We start from the raw sequence: 16179 nt of genomic DNA on the forward strand, positions 1-16179 counted from the left end.
ATCAATCACTTCGTGGAAAGCAGGAATTACAAATGAAATCAAAAATTTATTTCATGTTATCGATGATCATTTTCGGTGCAATAGGCGTATTTGCAAAATATATCGATATGCCTTCAAGTACAATTGCATTGTGTTTATGCTTCATTGGTGCTCTGGTTCTATTCTTCATCTTTGTATGGACGAAGCAAAAAATATCTTGGACTGCGATAAAGAAGAACGCAGCCGCTCTAGTGATTGCAAGCATTGCTTTGATCGGCAACTGGATTTTTCTGTTTCAAGCATTTAAAGTAACAACGATTGCAAATGCTGCATTAAGCTACTATTTTGCACCCGTTCTGGTCATTTTGCTCTCGCCTCTCCTATTGAAAGAAAAGCTGTCTCTCAGAAAGGCGGTTTGTATCGGTATTGCTCTTATGGGTTTGTTCTTCATTTTACAAAACGGAAAGCTGGAAACGACCGGACTCCATTTACTAGGTATCTGCTATGGATTAACTGCAGCGTTTTTTTATGCTGCACTAACACTGGTTAACAAATTCATTCGGGATCTGGATGGACTGGCAAATACACTGTTGCAGCTTGGTTTGTCGGTTATGATACTGTTCCCAATTGTTCTATTTACGGATGGCATCAATTTCTTTGCATTCAGCAGTTCCACCATTCTATTGATGCTAGTACTGGGTTTCGTTCATGGCGGTATTGGATTTTATCTTTTCTTTGCTGGAATGAAAGGACTTAACGGTCAAAGCATCGCTATATTGAGTTACATCGATCCGCTAACTTCACTAATTATTTCAACTCTTGTTATAGGAGAAAGGATGACTGTGCAACAACTTATCGGCGCTGTCTTACTGCTGGGCTCCATATGGATAAGTGAAGCAGGCGGAGAGAAGAAAAAAAGACGGGGATTACGAACCCTTTAAAGGCATTCACAACAATGAATTATGCTGTCTATCGGTGCAACTACAGTTTCTGCGGGTGTTATTTGAACCTGTGCTAGCTATCATCCTTGCTCATCTTATATTAGGAGAAGCAGTACGTGCTTTTCAGAGGGTTACATCAAAAAAAACCACTCCAAGAGGAGTGGTCAGCGCTCATGATGAGCGCTATAGATTTGGATAGGAGTGGAGAGTCCTATCCTGAAACTGTATTCTTTGATTAACCAACAATGTGATCATTAAAGAACGTTCAATTTGTAAGGGATAACATGTAAAAAGCTGCACGATAGAATTAGGCTGTATCCTCCGCGGAATTCAATTTCAAGGATTCTGCTTTCATTGTGCCAAACAAAACTCCATACTAAGTTACAGTGCCATGTAGTCTGAATGAGGTTCCAATAAATTCTCCATCAACCAGCAAGGATGTATAATCGTTCATTATGGGAAACCGCCGTTACCTAGCTTTCTTATTACGTGTTTATTCACATAAGTCTGAACGATTAACTCATATTTATCCCACCAAAGAATAAATTGCTGGTGGCGAACGAGGTGTGCACGATTTGTTCAATTCCTAATTTTCTCGCATGGTATTGACTTTTTTTTGTCTTGGTAATTATTCAATTAATATTAGAGTTTTTGTTGTTACCAAAAAACATTTGTTCCCATAAACCTTCGTGTACATAAACAGTCTTTACTCCATTCTTGTCATGAGTCAAACGAACTTCACCAAGGATACGGGTATAAGTTGGATTCGCGCCTAATAATTTTGCGATTGTAGCTTTAAGACGCGCGACTTTACCCAAAAGACTTACCGAGATAATATCTCTTTTTCTGATAAATTCAACCGTATAAGTTTCCTTATTGGAAATTGGTTGTTTATAAATTAAATGGTTATCCATAAATTTTTTAGTCTTAGGATGTTCGAATGTTTCTTGCCTTGTAATTTGAGTTTGAGATTGATCATCGGATAAGATTTTACCATCTCTTGCAATCATGAATACAGGCAAACGTTTGTAATTATATTTTTTCTCTGCAATAATGTCACAAGCAATAATATCAAAGCCCTCTACTTTTGCACGCCCCCAATACCAGTGGTTCATCAACTTATTCATGCCGATATTTCCCCAGTTATGATCGTGATAGCCCGTTCCTTTAAGCCTAATTGTACTATTCCCAATTGTTAAATTACCTTCAACTACAGAAGCAGGCTGAGCTACGAACCACGCAAAAAAATACTCATCCTGATCACCATAATACCAATGTCCTGTATCTGGACGCCACATGGGTATTTTTGAAGTCATGATTGCATGATATTCAATATCCCCTTCTTCAAAATGTAAGATGTAGTTTCCGTCAATATATTTTAGATAAGAGTTACCTATGTTAACGTCACATATTTCTGTATGAGCGTTGATAAGCATCCCCTTAGATTCTTGAAAAGACTTCGAAGTCTTTGTTCCGTCAGGATGCGTAATATCAATATCCACAGTCGGTTGAGCGGGACCAGGCACGTCAAAATAATTTTTAGTATAAAAAATAGTGACGATTGTCGTTCCGTCTTCAAATTCCGCATCAGTGTACCACCATTCATAAGAACCTTCACGACCTTTAGTTCTCATTCCATCTTCTCTAGGCTGCACCTGGCCTGGCAAAATATTTAATTTTTTGTAATCGGAATCCGAGTTTGCTAATCTTGCTTTTTCAAAGGTTTTTCCCATCACATTAACCTCCATATGTCTATATTTCCTTCCCTTACAATCGCCATAAAATTGACATGTGTAACTGTTATGGATAAAGTATATTTACAAAGGGTGACATATGTCAATGTTATCTGACAAGTATGACAGATTGGAGGAATTGTCTTGTATACTGGAAATAACCCATCAGCAATACGATCACAAAAATGGATTAGAGATTCATTGCTGCAATTGTTGAAGGAAAAGCCATATAAAAAAATATCTATAAAAGAAATTACTGAACAAGGGGATCTTGCAAGACAAACATTTTATAAATTATTTAATTCCAAAGAAGAAATTCTAGAATACCACCTCGATCATTTATTTCATGAATATCTTGTTGAAATACAAAGTTTAGAAGTCGCAACTACGACCGAGTTAGCTAGGTTATATTTTCTTTTCTTTCACAATAACGAAAATTTCATTCATCAACTTATTGAAAATGACTTAATCAACATTTTGAATCAAAAGTTTCATTTTTATTTAAGCGAAATTCATAATGTTCTTAAGCATAACCAAAGTCATTCCGATTATGCGACAGCTTTTATTTCCTCCGGTTTAGTGGGAATGCTCGTATATTGGTTTAAACACAATAAAACAATGCCAATTGAACAGTTGGCATTGTTGGTAAGTGATATTCTTAATGCTGATGATTTTATAGAGAAGAGCAACTCTTAAGTAATTTTGTTTGGATTAAAGCATTACGTAATAGAAAACAGCAAGATTCTTGTATACACAAAGAATCCTGCTGTTTTTATTTATAACGACCGTCACTTACATCCTAAGCATAGCGTTTATTTAAATTGATGTGTCGCTCAGTCTAGTTTAGACTTTCGTGATCCTAACCCTCATAAACGGTAAAAAACACATCGTTAAGAATCGTTTTTGCCTTCTTTAAGCTTCGTGAATCTAACCTGCCAAGCATCACCATAATTTCGTTCATATCCTGATTGACCACTAACGAATGAAGATTTAGGTTTCGTTCTATATCTTCATTTATGAGTGAATTATTTTGACTAGGAGCGCTTGATTCCACAATTGTGTTTGGATGAATCCATGATGTATGAGCAATTTCTCTTATAGAATTCACAATAAGTCTCAATTCATCTTCTTCATAACGCCGCATGAAACGATTCACATTGCTATCAATTTGATTATGTAATGCTGCATGCAAAAAGTAAATCTCTCTGCCCAATGAGGTAGTACGGAATAAAATTTCTTTTTTGTTATCCGGAAGATGTTCAATTAGGATGATTTGTCGATCAGCAAGTTTTCTCGTAATTTTGGAGACACTCCCTTTGGGAATGCCGAATTGCTTTGAAATAGTATTGCCGTTTACAGGCTCAAGCTTGCCAATCGCGTCCAGAACATGAAGACTCAAAACGGTTAAATCTTTCATCAACTCTGCAATAACAGGATTAGGACTATTCTGGATCATCCATTGCTTCTCTTCATCGTCTTCTGTTTGGAATCTACGCTGTATTTCATTTGCAGTTTCCAGAAATTCTTTAATCAAATAATCTTTATTCTGCTTTTCTTTTGAGTAACAGATGATTAATTCCCCTCCGATAGTTGATTTAATATCAGTATACCAAAGAGAAAGTCACAACTAAAGTTTCCTCGAAACAATATTGACAAGTGAAGGCGAATCACTCATTATTATTTCTAGGAAACTTATTGTTTTATAGAAACAAAAAAGAAAATGGCTACTATAAAATTCAAGATGAAACGAGGTCGATTTACATGACAAAACAACACGACATTGATGTGCTCATCGTCGGAGCTGGTCCTTCCGGCTCTACGTTAGCGGCAGACTTACTAAGGCGGGGACTTCGAGTTCGGCTAATTGACAAAGCACCGCATGCCTTCAAGGGCTCACGTGCCAAGGGAGTCCAGCCACGCACACAAGAAGTCTTCGAAGATCTCGGTATCCTAGATGAGGCTCACGAGGAGGGTGCCCCATACCCTCTCGCGGGTTTCCATCTTGGACCATTCACTATACCTTGGCGGATGCAAAAGCGGAACAGGGCTACGTCCGACGTGCCATATCCGAATATTCTTCTGCTAGCTCAACACCACACCGACGCCATCTTGCACCGCTTGCTGTTTCGCCTTGGCTTGCGTATCGAGTTCGACACCGCATTAGTTGGTTTCGAACAGGATGCAGATGGAGTAACGGCGACACTCTCTTCAGGAGAAACGGTCACCAGCAGATATCTGGTCGGGGCCGACGGCGGTTCGAGCACCGTCCGCAAAGGCGCAGGCATACGGTTCGTAGGAGAAACCGACAACTCCGATCGTACACTTATAATCGACGGCACGATTGATGGATTATCACGCAATCGGTGGCATATGTGGCCACGCACACACGGCAAATCGGTTGGAGCATGTCCACTGCCCCACTCCGACCAGTTCCAAATCATGATACGTCTGAACGCAGACGAATCATCAGAACTTGACGAAGCGGCGATGGCTGCTCAGTTCAAGACGCTCACTGGCTACAAGCTCCATGATATTACCTGGACGTCGGTATTCCGGCCTAATGTCCGGCTCGTTGAGAACTACCGCATGGATCGTGTCTTTCTAATCGGCGACGCTGCACACGTTCATACCCCCGCTGGCGCGCAGGGCCTCAATACCGGCGTGCAGGACGCTTACAATCTCGGTTGGAAACTTGGACAGGTTATCACAGGAGCACCCGACAGCCTCCTAGACAGCTATCAGGCCGAAAGGCAGCCAATCGCTGCACGCGTCCTTGGGAAGTCCAGCGAGTTGTACTCCGGTCTCGATAAGCAGCGTCTTTCCAGCCTCAAGCGTGGAGATGAGGAGCGACAACTCGGAATCTCTTACCACGCTGGCCCACTTGCCCGCATTGATACCCCTGCTACAAAGACCTTAAAGGTAGGAGACCGAGCGCCAGATGCGGCCTGCACAGGACCCGGTGGGATTAAACGGCTGTTCGACGTGTTCCAGGGGCCGCATTTCACGTTGGTGGCCTTCGGTATCCATGCCTCTATGGCTCTCTCTGAATTGACCTGGCCCAACAGTGGAGCCGAATTACGCCGCTATTCTGTGAGTACAGAGCAGCAAGTGGAACACGAATATCTCAAGGACACAACTGGTAAACTAACAAGCATCTACGGTATTTATTGCGACACATTGGTGTTGATTCGACCAGACGGTTACATTGGAAGCATTATAATGACGGATTGGTTAACAGCCTTCGATAAAATGAAGAGTATGATTACTCCATCATGATCCAGTACGGCACACTTCCTCTGATATTCGCAAGAAAGACTCAAATAGAGCAAGTCTCACTGTCACAAATAGCGATTTTTCTAGTATGAACTAGATAGTGACTCAATACTGAATAGTTCTTTGAAGACTAATCTGAGGTGCTATTTTTCTCAAAAAAAAACCACTCCAAGTGGAGTGGTCAGCGCTCATGATGAGCGCTATAGATTTGGATAGGAGTGGAGAGAGTCCTATCCTGAAACTGTAATTTTTTCACTTAATATTTCACGTCACTTTTGTGGACTTAAAGCTCCGAGAGCGACTGATCCATAAGACCATCACTCGTATTGGTAACTGAAGCCTGTTGTGCACCTATTTTTACTATACCTCCATTGCCAACTAAGAAACAAAATTATTCAGATATCGACACGGCTACGGCATAACGATTAGAAGTTAAACAAGAAAGTGCTTTTTATTCTATTCGAATAATTCTTAGATGAAGATCAGATGATTTAGATTGCCCCTAATAATTTGTTCCAATATCTAAGTTTTCTTATAGCCCATAACTTTTCCTAATATATGATCAACAGGTAATGAACCAAACAGTCTGCTATCGAGACTTCTTGACCAATTATCACCTATGATAAAAACATCATCATTAGGTATTAAAAACTCTTCTAAGTCCAAATCAAAGGTTTGTTTATAGGAGTATAAACAGTCTACCTCACATTTACCGGGAGCTGTTTTAATCATTTTAAGGAACTCTTTCTTATAAAGGCCTGCTGTTAATGCCTTTCCATAGAAAGCTTCTAATTTTTTGTTATGAATATATATTTGCCCTTTTCCTATTGCAAATTTTTCATTGGGCAGACCAACAATACGAGCTATATTTTTTTGTGGATAATTAATAGATGAGAATTCGTTAAGGAAATTAGCAGGGGTCTTATAATAGATCACGTCTCCTCTTTTCAGTTCGTGGGTCTGATAATAATTCGGGTCTATTACTAATTCTCCATTTGGAGAAGATAAATATTCTGTTTTTGTTAATGTCATTGAATCCAAATCATTATTAATTGTATACATTCCATCTTTGACTTCGACACTTGAAGGGTATTCAAATTGAACTTGTGTTTCGTTTACATTACGACAACCTAATGTAAATAAACAAAAGCATAGAATTAAAAATAGTATATATTTAAGATGCTTTATTTTCATTTTCAAGTCTATAGCCTCCTAAAACTTATGAATAAATAAGTAAGAGCGGAATATTATCCGCCCTTCAATAAAACTACTTCATATAGGTTAATTTAGCATTTTTTGCATCTACACTTAGTAGGCTCTTATCAAACTTATCTATTTGTTCAACGATAGGCGCTACTATCTCATGAACTTGTCTTCCATCGACCTCATAGCTTGATTGTATCACCATATTCTCATTATTTATAATGAAATCCATTTTACCCCTATCAGTCTTATTAATGTAATGTCTTCCTTCTACTTTTCGCAGGTTTTGATTTTTAATTCCATCAACAATTGCGACTCTTGCCTGCTCACTTAAAAATTCATGTGGAATGGGAACTCCTTTATCTCCATCATTATAGAAATCCCTTATCATTAAATCATTAAATGATTTTGAATACTGGTAATATTTAATTCCATCCCATACTTGGTAATCCCCTGCTAACGGACCAGATACGACATTAAATCTAAATTCACCTACATCATTGATCCAAGCTTCATAATCGACAGCAAGATAATTACCATCACTTTGAAGTGTTTTTTCTGTAAATTTGATGTGTTTAGAATAGTATGGAAGTTTCGACTCTTTATCTTTACTATAAACATGGGTTGTAAATCCAATAGCTGATAATACTGATAACGTTACGAATAAAGAAAGTATAATTTTTTTATTTAATCTCATTTTAATGCCTCCCATTAAAGAGTAATACCTGAAACTGTTCTTTTGGGAAATAAGGTTTGATTAGGTGAGCCAGCAATAGTGTAAAGCCTGAGTTCATAGTATAGAATCACTCTGTTATTAACATTAGCAACTACTGTATTTGGGTAATATTTCACCCAATTACTTGAATATGAATCTCTTAGCTTTTCGCCATCATGGGCTGTACTATCATATTTCAAAGTAGGCAATGTCGGAGGTATTAGAGTTCCATATTCATAAATTGAAACTCTCTCAAGCTCCCATGTATCATATGTGCTAGTGGATGATGTATAAGTTCCTCTAACTTCTGAAATATTAATTTTTGTTGTAGGTGCAACACCATTCCATGCCACTTTCCCATCAAAATGAGTTTCAGCATAATAATACTCACACTGTCGTTGTGGAAGACTTCCGCAGTCATATTGACCATAAGGATAGGGAATTGTTTCGGCGGGGTTTGACGTTGCAGCAAAAACATTTCCGGATAATAGCAGCAAGAATAAAATTAAGGGTAAACTTACAAATCTTTTTTTCATTTTCAGTACCTCCCTCTTTCTCAAGAATAAATAATAATATCATATACCTCCATTTTCAGTTTTAATTTCCTATAATATCATTATTAGTATATTTTAAGTGCAATGGAATAAGCCAAAAGAACTTATTGATCGACATTTTTCTTACTTAAGATCAATAAGTTCAAGAATCATTTTATCAGTTGTCTTGAGTCCTTACTATTATTCTTATATAGGCTTGCTATTGTCGAATAATTTTGTTAAGGAAGATGCTCTTTAAATTCCTCATTCCTGTTTTACAACTTTCTATATTTTCCAATAATAATAACGCCTTCAAATTTGGTAACATGCTCACTATTTATGAATTCATATAACCACTGCCCAAGTAATAAAAACGACCTCTCTTAATTAGAGGTCGTTTCGGGTTTATCTTTTTTTCTAATAAAAAATGATAAGTTAATTTTATATTTTCTACGTCCTGTTCTTCTAGTATCAATAATTTCTTGCTGAATCGCTTTGCATTTTTTGACGATTCCCTCTAAGTGCGAATTGATAACAATTACATAAATACTTTTATCCAGATTTTCATTTTTAGAGAACAGTATATTAAAATCCAAAAGGTTCTGATTGGCATTATGAATAATATCAACTAGTTCATTGTCAGTCATAATGGCATTTGGTAGGTGTTCTGATATTCTAAATAGCGTATCATTTACTGCTTTAAATCGTTCGGCATCGGTATCGCTTAATTTGCATATCAGATCAATTTGTAAATTATTGAGCTCTTTGATGTTATATCGGTCGTGCAATCAACGAGTGCCATACGGCCAAGGTCACCGATTGTATAAATGCCCATCTGATGAAAATGAGCCGTCATACGCGAGCCCACTCCAAATATTTCTTGAATAGGCTTGGTCCAGATGTGGAAATCGGTCAGGAAGGCGCAACTCCATTGTCATTTTATTACGTCTATCTTAATGCACGGACACCGAAAGGAGTTGGGTGCGAAAATGAAAAGGTCAATTATGACCTTAATCTTATGTTTACTGGCATTTCCAATTTCGGGTTGTGGTGAGCGAATGAAATCAAGCAGTGATGCTGAATGGGTTATAATGATTACGATCAGCCATATTCGTGTTGATGAACTAATAGTACCTGAGTGCGGCTCTAAATGAATCATCATTACTTTAATAAAAGAATTAAGGTATAAGAATAAAAAAGGCGAAATTCCGTCCTAATCTGAACGTAATTTCGCCTTTTTAATTGAAAACATCTCATAAACAATTAACAACTATTCTAAAGGATTTAGTTTAATGCCCTCGAGAAATACTTCAAGTCCCCAACGAAAACGATCAATATTTACAGACTTCATTGAGAATAAATGTTCATTCAAACGATGAAAAAGCGGAAAACGATCAGGATTAAGTTTTTTAAATTCCTCCTTTACATCCGCTGGTGTTGCAACTTGGTGTTTTTTCCAAGAATACTTTTCGTAAGCATGTGAATTTACAAACAGTAAAATCGCATCCGCCCCCCATGCGGCTGCAGTAGGTGTCATTCCCCCTTCTAACAGCTGCGCTAGAAGGTATTCAAATAAATCAATATACCGCTCTCCTCTGAGCATGGTTGTAAAAGAGATTTCTGCAAGGCCAGGCTGATCAATAAGTAGTTGGAAATACATCGTTAGTGCCTCAATCAATTTCTCTCTCCAGCTATCATTATTATCAACGGGTAATTGTAAGCTTCCGAGCCCATAGTCGAAAACATACGAGCTTAATTCTTCAAGGTTTTGAAAATAAACGTACAATGAAGCAGGTCCTGTATCAAGTGCTTTTGCTATCTTTCTCATGCTCATGCCATCAATACCGTACTGCTTTAGAAGCTCATAAGCTGTTTGAATAATGAGCTCGCGGCTAAGTGGTTCTTTTGCTGGTCGTCCGCGTCGACTAACGATTACACGATTTGTATTTTTCATACTTCTTTTATAGTACAACCTGCAACAAATAGCAACATATTTATCCCTGTTAGTGCTGTTCCATTACAGAGTCCATAAATGATCTCATATTAGATGCAGCATTATCGGAGAAACAAAGTTCCAGCCCTTTAGCAGACTCTTCAGCTTTCTCTTTAGATGTAGCGTACATTTTTTCTTCATACTGCTGAAGAGCTTTTCCATAATCATCTTGATGGGCAACAATCCCAAGTGCAAGTTCCAATGCATCAAACATAGCCATGTTCACACCTTCTCCAGCAAAAGGAGACATAACATGTGCAGCATCACCAATTAAGGTAACTCCAGGATTGTGAGCCCATTGAAATCCGATTGGCAATGTATAGATTCGTCTTGTAACAATTTTATCCCCGGCAGAGACAATATAGTTTGTTATCTGTTCATTCCAGTCATGGAACATATCAAGTAAATGTTTTTTAGCCTCTACGGGCTGATCAAAAGGTATGCCGCTTTTTTCTATCCAGTCCTTTTCTACCATTAGGTTGACATATATCCGTATTCGTCCATTCCCATTAAATTGACCCATAATAGCTTTGTTTTCATCAAGGGCAAACATAGAGCCGCGCTTATTAAAAGCTGCTATTTCTGGATGTTCTTCTACTGCATTATCAATGTTTAATTCAATCATGGTAAGACCAGAATACTCTACATCAACCTCAGTAAGTAACGGACGAACACGAGAGAAGGCCCCGTCCGCACCGACTAGCAAATCTACTATATCTACAATGCCATTTTCAAAATGAAGTTCAGTTTTACCCCCGTCAAGCAAAACAGCTTTTTTAAGCTTATGTCCGTATTGAATAGTATTCGGTGCAAGAGCTTCTAACAACATATCACACAGGATACCACGATCAATTTCGGGACGACCACCATCTGTTGCTTCGTGCGAGTGTCCTTTTGATTCTTCATCAACATCGATAAATACCTTAGCGTCTTTATTGACTACTTTAAATTCTTGTCCTTCATAACGAGCATGGATTTTGAATTTTTCATATAATCCCACTTCTTTAAGCGCCCTTTGACCTGATTCCTCATGAAGATCTAGAGAGCCTCCTCTTTCATGACTAAGGTCATGAGTTTCTTTTTCATATACGATAGGTTGAATTCCATTTTTTTGTAAAATTAAAGCAAGTGTTAAGCCTCCAGGACCCCCGCCAATAATTGCAATTTTTTTTCTGTTCGTCATTGTTGTGGACATAGTATCAAGCTCCTCTTTTGTGATTTTCAGAACACAATTCTTTACGAACTATGTTCGTTTTATTGTAAAACATAGAATAAAAAATTTTTTTCTATAAGCTATCTTCAGGTTTTTTCTTGAACTTCATTAGCGCTTTTTAGGAAAATACTAAGTAACAAAGCGATAAGCGAAAAAAGCAATGCAAGCAAAAACGAATTTGCGAAAGCAGGCCCCAATTGTTCGGTAGAATGTTGTAGGGGTAACTCTTTAATTTTTCCAGTTAGGTAGGTAATGATCATTGTTACACCGAAAGAGGACATAATCTGCTGGGCCGACGTTGTAATTGGAGTTACACGATTCATAAGTTCTATTGGAGCTGACTTTAATACATGCGTATTAATTTGCATCATAGTTAAACCTTGACCTAATCCGATAAAAGCGAAACTGGTCATGATATAAAGTGCACTAGTCGAAGCTGTAATATACGCAAGAGCAACCAAAGCTCCAGATATAGACAGTACTCCTAATATCGCAACGAGTCGAACACCAAATCGATCAAAAAGCTTGCCTCCAACATTTATCCCAATAGTTGACAAAATTGCCTGAGGAATAACATATAGCCCTGCTTCTAAAGGAGATAATCCCTTTACTTGTTGCAGAAACAAAGTAAACAAAATAATGCTTCCGAATAAAGATATTTGATTCATCCAGGCTAGAATAATCCCATGTGTAAAGGCACGTGAGCGAAATACTCGGAGTTCTAACAATGGCTCCTTTTGTTTTAATTCATTCCATATAAACAAAAGTAAAGCCACAATTCCTACCAGCAAGGAGCCAAGTGTCCAAGGATCTGACCAACCTGATTCTCCTGCTTGATGTACACTATAAATCAAAGAAGAAAATGCTATTGGCGCTAATAATGCTCCTATTACATCAAGTTTCATTTTGTTACTTGGTTTTGACGCTGGAAAATACCTCCAAGCCATGAAAAAAGCAATTACTCCAATAGGCAGGTTAATTAGAAAAATCCAATGCCAATTAATAAATTCGATTAGCCAGCCCGATAAGACCGGACCAAGAATAGGTGCAAGCAGCATAGGAATACCAAGAATCCCCATAACAGCGCCTCGCTTATTTGGGGGCGATACTTTAAAAACGGTAGCAATACCAATTGGAGTAACCATACCTCCACCCAAAGCTTGAAGAATACGAAAAGCAATCAGTTGCTCGGGGGTTTGTGCTATTGCACATAACGCTGATGCAAGGACAAATAACAAGATACTAGTTAAAAATATTCGTTTCGGTGAAAAGCGATCTGAGAACCATCCAGCAAGTGGGATGATGGCCGCAAGTGCCAAAGTATAGGATGTAATCACCCATTGAATTGTGCTTAAATTAGAGTTAAAGGCACTGACCAACTTTGGTAACGCTACGTTCATGATGGTACTATCCAAAATGATTAGAAACATGCCTATAGCTACAGTTAGTAAGATTGGCAATATTGACTTAATTGAAAATGAAGCTTGTTCACTTTTTGCTTGTGTGTTCAACGTACCTTCCCCTTTCCTTTTTAGTATTTACCATTCAATCAAGATTATCCATTCAATGATTATTTTTCAACCCCCTCTGCTGTAGGTAAAAGAATTTACTACTCATTTATAACACAACGAACATAGTTCGTAAAGAACAATGTTTTTTAATTTCACACTTTTTCATTACTTATTCCAAACAGCCAAAACAATAAGTGATATTAAAAGAATGTAGGGTACCATTTCAAACGTTGTTTCAAGACGACGAATTGGACTGATAATGAAGGGACTGCTTCAAGAATCTTATGATTGCAGGATACTTTAGGATAACGAAGTACGTGTACTGTAAAAGTTTTTAGCCTGTAATCTAGAATGAAATTTAGGAAATGACTAGAATATTTGTAGTAATCAAATGAAATAATCTGCAATTGAATCAATTTCATTCGATAATTCGGAAAGAGAGCGAAGGGAGAGTTGGTAGAAAATTCCAACAAAGTAAAATTTCGCCCTTGGAGCCGTCGAATAGACGTTGTACCCCATCGGGTCCTGTCCAGGTTATTGAGAATCGGTTAAACCGCGAATTTCATACCGTAGCAACGATTGAGAAGTGATTAACCGATATAACGGAGTTCAAATAGGGCAGCCTTCAAAAGGCTTATCTAAGTGCCATTCTAGTTCATCATGATAATATGATTGCCAGAAAGGCCGCAAAGGCAAGGGAATCGGAGTTGTATTTTTTTAGATCGCCGATACAAGCTTCGACCCAAAAGGCGAAAACTTGTGCGAAGCCCAAAACCATGAAAGTAGAGTTGTTGCCTGAAGCTATGTGCCTCGGCGGGAGGGATCGCCTGCAACCACAACTGGAGCGTCTTTATATTCAGGATGAGCAGCCTTCTTTATCGATGCGTAAAATGATTGGCGGTCGATTAGCATAATGGTTCTATTTTGCATAAATCCACCCTCAATGCAAGGGATAAATAAAGGAACTATTTGAATCACAAGAAAATCAAAAGCACCGGGAGATCCCATTATGAAATATCGCCGGTAATGATGGATACGTTGGAGTTGCTTCTGAAGAAGCCCGATTTAATAGCTGTGGATATTGCAGGTGAGGTGGGACTGACTCGCGGAGCCGTTTCGTATCTGTTAGACAAACTGGAGGAACAAGGGCTGATAACCCGCCAACCCCATCCGACTAGTCGCAGAAGCTTTCAGATCCTAGTTACGGAGAAAGGGCAAACTTCGACCGATTCCATTCTGAAGGCATATTACGCCGATATAGAAGGACTATTCACCGAATATTCCGCAGAAGAACTGTCAAAACTAAGACAGCTTATAAACAAACTACTCTTATGAATTGATCCCTTCTATAGGGATCTTTTTTCATACTTATAGATTTGGATAGAAGTTGGACTAACAGATGATGCAGGCTACTGGAGCAATTTATGGTAAGATAGCTTGCATCATCTGTTGTTCTGCCACCCGAGTTCCAAAGGCCTGGCTCGACTTAGCTTAATTAGCATATTTATCATCCAAAAAGAAAACCTTCTAGCATTTGCAGATTTAGTGCACCTATTTTTAGATACCTCCATTGCCAACTAAGGGACAAAATTATTCAGATATCGACACGGCTACGGCATAACGATTAGAATGCTGGTGAATTTCCGTACGGCTGAAATGCAGCGTTTCGCCCTGCAAGGAAGAGAGTCCTCTCGGTTGCTCCTTTAACTGAAGCGATGAAAGCCGTTATTGACGTCGCCGTCCAGATCGACCTGGATGATCGGGTGCCCGTCCCAATTGGTGCCAAGAATCGTGAAGGTGCATACGTAATTGTTGCCCAAATCATGTACATACGGCGTTTGATTGGGGGCGCCTTTCATTTTTTCTGACCTGTGGATTTTGGTATTGTCGCCGTTCGCGATGTCGACTAAATCATTCAATGCTTTGGCCGTAACATTTTTGTTGGTCGCATTCACCCAAGCCTGCTTTCCGGCGTGCGTTTCAAGCGTACAATTTGCCGGTGGTACAAAATGATCGGCAACGGCAGCCGCCAATTCATCCTGCACTGCATAGGCATTCATATCGGATGCGGCAATGAAGCTGTCGATGGCAGCGGGCGTTGCCCCGTTGAAATCCGCCTGCGTCAAGTTCGACACGCTTAGCAGCGTTAATTCGGCATTCAGGTCGACCAAAGATTCGATTTTTTTGTTGCCCAGGCCGTTCCACATTAACTGAGCCGTCGCCTGTCCGTTTACCTGAGCCAGCGCATTCGTCTGCTCGTCCTTATCAGCTCCGTCGGTCGTCCCTTTGCCGGACGGCGATGCACCTTTCATGCCAATCGCGCTCGCCCGGGCTCCCATTGTATCGGCTTCCTGTTCCAATGACGCGTCGTCATTAACCGCGATGCCACCCATCTCCATGGATGGCGTTACGCGCCCTTGCCGTTGCTGAACTACGTGCCACGCTTCGTGCGGAAGATGCGTTTCTTCACCGGGGCCCAGATGGATATCGCTGCCCTGTGCGTAAGCGAGTGCGTTCAACCTGGCCGGATCCGGTGAATTCCGATGCACGCGCACATCAGACAAGTCCATGCCCGACAAGTGCTTCAACCCGGTTTTCAATTCGTCCGGTATGCCGGTTTTGCCTGTGGACTGTGGCTTAACAGGCATTTGCGCTTGCGACTTGATGAGTTGCATGGTTGCCCGGTTGCCGAACGCTCGCTGCATCTGCACGATGCTGGACGACGTAAGCCCTGCACTCGCCCCAATGCTTTTATTTTGTGTAGAGCATAGCTGCGCCGCCGGCGCCTGCGAGGCTCTCGCCGGTTTCCGTGATGAGGTGAACATCAAACTTCTCCCTTCATGCGGTACGTTTTTTGTCACTACTTCTACCGCGGTCGCTGTTTCTCCTTCTTGTCGGCAACATTTCGTCTTTTGTCCCACCCCGCCGGTCTCGTTGTAAATGTCTTATGTAATTTTCTTACAGGCAGTGCATATTTTCACCGACTTAAATCACGCAAAATTGAAAAAATATACTGTTGTTCTGCTATGAACAAGGATCAAGAAAGAAATACAAATTTACCACCTCAACGAAATACAAATCTGAG

At 39.5% G+C, this 16179-nt stretch carries 15 protein-coding genes; 5 read left to right on the plus strand and 10 right to left on the minus strand.

What is annotated here, in order from left to right:
• Positions 1 to 32 precede the first annotated feature (32 nt).
• On the plus strand, positions 33 to 920 hold the full coding sequence (locus ACFVVF_RS06120) for a DMT family transporter (protein WP_387806381.1): 888 nt from the start codon (positions 33 to 35) through the stop codon (positions 918 to 920).
• Positions 921 to 1552: 632 nt separating this feature from the next.
• Here the strand turns inward: ACFVVF_RS06120 and ACFVVF_RS06125 are convergent.
• The gene (locus tag ACFVVF_RS06125; protein ID WP_387806383.1) at positions 1553 to 2653 is read right to left on the minus strand and encodes a hypothetical protein; all 1101 of its coding nucleotides are present in this window, start codon (positions 2651 to 2653) and stop codon (positions 1553 to 1555) included.
• 144 nt (positions 2654 to 2797) lie between these two features.
• Between ACFVVF_RS06125 and ACFVVF_RS06130 the strand changes: the two genes are divergently transcribed.
• The gene (locus ACFVVF_RS06130) at positions 2798 to 3349 is read left to right on the plus strand and encodes a TetR/AcrR family transcriptional regulator (protein WP_387806385.1); all 552 of its coding nucleotides are present in this window, start codon (positions 2798 to 2800) and stop codon (positions 3347 to 3349) included.
• Positions 3350 to 3512: 163 nt separating this feature from the next.
• Here the strand turns inward: ACFVVF_RS06130 and ACFVVF_RS06135 are convergent, their stop codons facing one another.
• A complete protein-coding gene (locus ACFVVF_RS06135) occupies positions 3513 to 4187 on the minus strand; it encodes a MarR family transcriptional regulator (RefSeq protein ID WP_387806387.1) in 675 nt (224 codons plus the stop codon).
• Positions 4188 to 4309: 122 nt separating this feature from the next.
• On the opposite strand from ACFVVF_RS06135, the gene ACFVVF_RS06140 reads away from it, so the two are divergent.
• Positions 4310 to 5929: an FAD-dependent monooxygenase gene (locus ACFVVF_RS06140; RefSeq protein ID WP_387806389.1), complete on the plus strand. Its 1620-nt coding sequence runs from the start codon at positions 4310 to 4312 to the stop codon at positions 5927 to 5929.
• A gap of 519 nt (positions 5930 to 6448) precedes the next feature.
• Here ACFVVF_RS06140 and lepB read toward each other — a convergent pair.
• From lepB to ACFVVF_RS06175, 7 genes are all read right to left on the minus strand, one after another.
• Positions 6449 to 7120: a signal peptidase I gene (gene lepB, locus ACFVVF_RS06145; protein WP_387808848.1), complete on the minus strand. Its 672-nt coding sequence runs from the start codon at positions 7118 to 7120 to the stop codon at positions 6449 to 6451.
• A 73-nt stretch (positions 7121 to 7193) separates the two neighbouring features.
• The gene (locus tag ACFVVF_RS06150) at positions 7194 to 7826 is read right to left on the minus strand and encodes a hypothetical protein (protein ID WP_387806391.1); all 633 of its coding nucleotides are present in this window, start codon (positions 7824 to 7826) and stop codon (positions 7194 to 7196) included.
• Positions 7827 to 7840: 14 nt separating this feature from the next.
• Complete coding sequence (locus tag ACFVVF_RS06155) at positions 7841 to 8380, minus strand: hypothetical protein (RefSeq protein WP_387806392.1); 540 nt, start codon at positions 8378 to 8380, stop codon at positions 7841 to 7843.
• Positions 8381 to 8760: 380 nt separating this feature from the next.
• Positions 8761 to 9024, minus strand: a complete 264-nt coding sequence (locus ACFVVF_RS06160) for a hypothetical protein (protein ID WP_387806393.1) — start codon at positions 9022 to 9024, stop codon at positions 8761 to 8763.
• Positions 9025 to 9647: 623 nt separating this feature from the next.
• Positions 9648 to 10331 (minus strand): TetR/AcrR family transcriptional regulator, encoded by a 684-nt coding sequence (locus ACFVVF_RS06165; RefSeq protein ID WP_387806395.1) that lies wholly within the window; start codon positions 10329 to 10331, stop codon positions 9648 to 9650.
• 49 nt (positions 10332 to 10380) lie between these two features.
• A complete protein-coding gene (locus tag ACFVVF_RS06170; RefSeq protein ID WP_387806397.1) occupies positions 10381 to 11565 on the minus strand; it encodes an FAD-dependent oxidoreductase in 1185 nt (394 codons plus the stop codon).
• Positions 11566 to 11669: 104 nt separating this feature from the next.
• Entirely contained in the window at positions 11670 to 13094 is a 1425-nt protein-coding gene (locus ACFVVF_RS06175) for a DHA2 family efflux MFS transporter permease subunit (RefSeq protein WP_387806399.1), read from the minus strand.
• Positions 13095 to 13870: 776 nt separating this feature from the next.
• Here ACFVVF_RS06175 and ACFVVF_RS29195 point away from each other — a divergent pair.
• Both ACFVVF_RS29195 and ACFVVF_RS06185 read left to right on the plus strand, forming a co-directional pair.
• Positions 13871 to 14008 carry a hypothetical protein gene (locus ACFVVF_RS29195; protein ID WP_483875029.1) on the plus strand — a complete coding sequence of 46 codons (138 nt, stop codon included), beginning with the start codon at positions 13871 to 13873 and terminating at the stop codon, positions 14006 to 14008.
• 115 nt (positions 14009 to 14123) lie between these two features.
• Positions 14124 to 14429, plus strand: a complete 306-nt coding sequence (locus ACFVVF_RS06185) for a MarR family winged helix-turn-helix transcriptional regulator (RefSeq protein ID WP_387808851.1) — start codon at positions 14124 to 14126, stop codon at positions 14427 to 14429.
• A 368-nt stretch (positions 14430 to 14797) separates the two neighbouring features.
• Here ACFVVF_RS06185 and ACFVVF_RS06190 read toward each other — a convergent pair whose 3' ends face one another.
• Positions 14798 to 15955 (minus strand): eCIS core domain-containing protein, encoded by a 1158-nt coding sequence (locus ACFVVF_RS06190; protein WP_387806401.1) that lies wholly within the window; start codon positions 15953 to 15955, stop codon positions 14798 to 14800.
• Between the last annotated feature and the right edge of the window lie 224 nt (positions 15956 to 16179).

This window comes from Paenibacillus sp. NPDC058174, assembly GCF_042883865.1.
GTDB lineage: Bacteria > Bacillota > Bacilli > Paenibacillales > Paenibacillaceae > Pristimantibacillus.

What these genes read in the sequence shown, in the direction of transcription:
- ACFVVF_RS06150 (WP_387806391.1), bottom strand. Translation starts at nt 7,826, where the DNA reads ATGAGATTAAATAAAAAAATTATACTTTCTTTATTCGTAACGTTATCA.
- ACFVVF_RS06165 (WP_387806395.1), bottom strand. Translation starts at nt 10,331, where the DNA reads ATGAAAAATACAAATCGTGTAATCGTTAGTCGACGCGGACGACCAGCA.
- ACFVVF_RS29195 (WP_483875029.1), top strand. Translation starts at nt 13,871, where the DNA reads ATGAAAGTAGAGTTGTTGCCTGAAGCTATGTGCCTCGGCGGGAGGGAT.
- ACFVVF_RS06120 (WP_387806381.1), top strand. Translation starts at nt 33, where the DNA reads ATGAAATCAAAAATTTATTTCATGTTATCGATGATCATTTTCGGTGCA.
- ACFVVF_RS06185 (WP_387808851.1), top strand. Translation starts at nt 14,124, where the DNA reads ATGGATACGTTGGAGTTGCTTCTGAAGAAGCCCGATTTAATAGCTGTG.
- lepB (WP_387808848.1), bottom strand. Translation starts at nt 7,120, where the DNA reads ATGAAAATAAAGCATCTTAAATATATACTATTTTTAATTCTATGCTTT.
- ACFVVF_RS06125 (WP_387806383.1), bottom strand. Translation starts at nt 2,653, where the DNA reads ATGGGAAAAACCTTTGAAAAAGCAAGATTAGCAAACTCGGATTCCGAT.
- ACFVVF_RS06155 (WP_387806392.1), bottom strand. Translation starts at nt 8,380, where the DNA reads ATGAAAAAAAGATTTGTAAGTTTACCCTTAATTTTATTCTTGCTGCTA.
- ACFVVF_RS06160 (WP_387806393.1), bottom strand. Translation starts at nt 9,024, where the DNA reads ATGACTGACAATGAACTAGTTGATATTATTCATAATGCCAATCAGAAC.
- ACFVVF_RS06170 (WP_387806397.1), bottom strand. Translation starts at nt 11,565, where the DNA reads ATGTCCACAACAATGACGAACAGAAAAAAAATTGCAATTATTGGCGGG.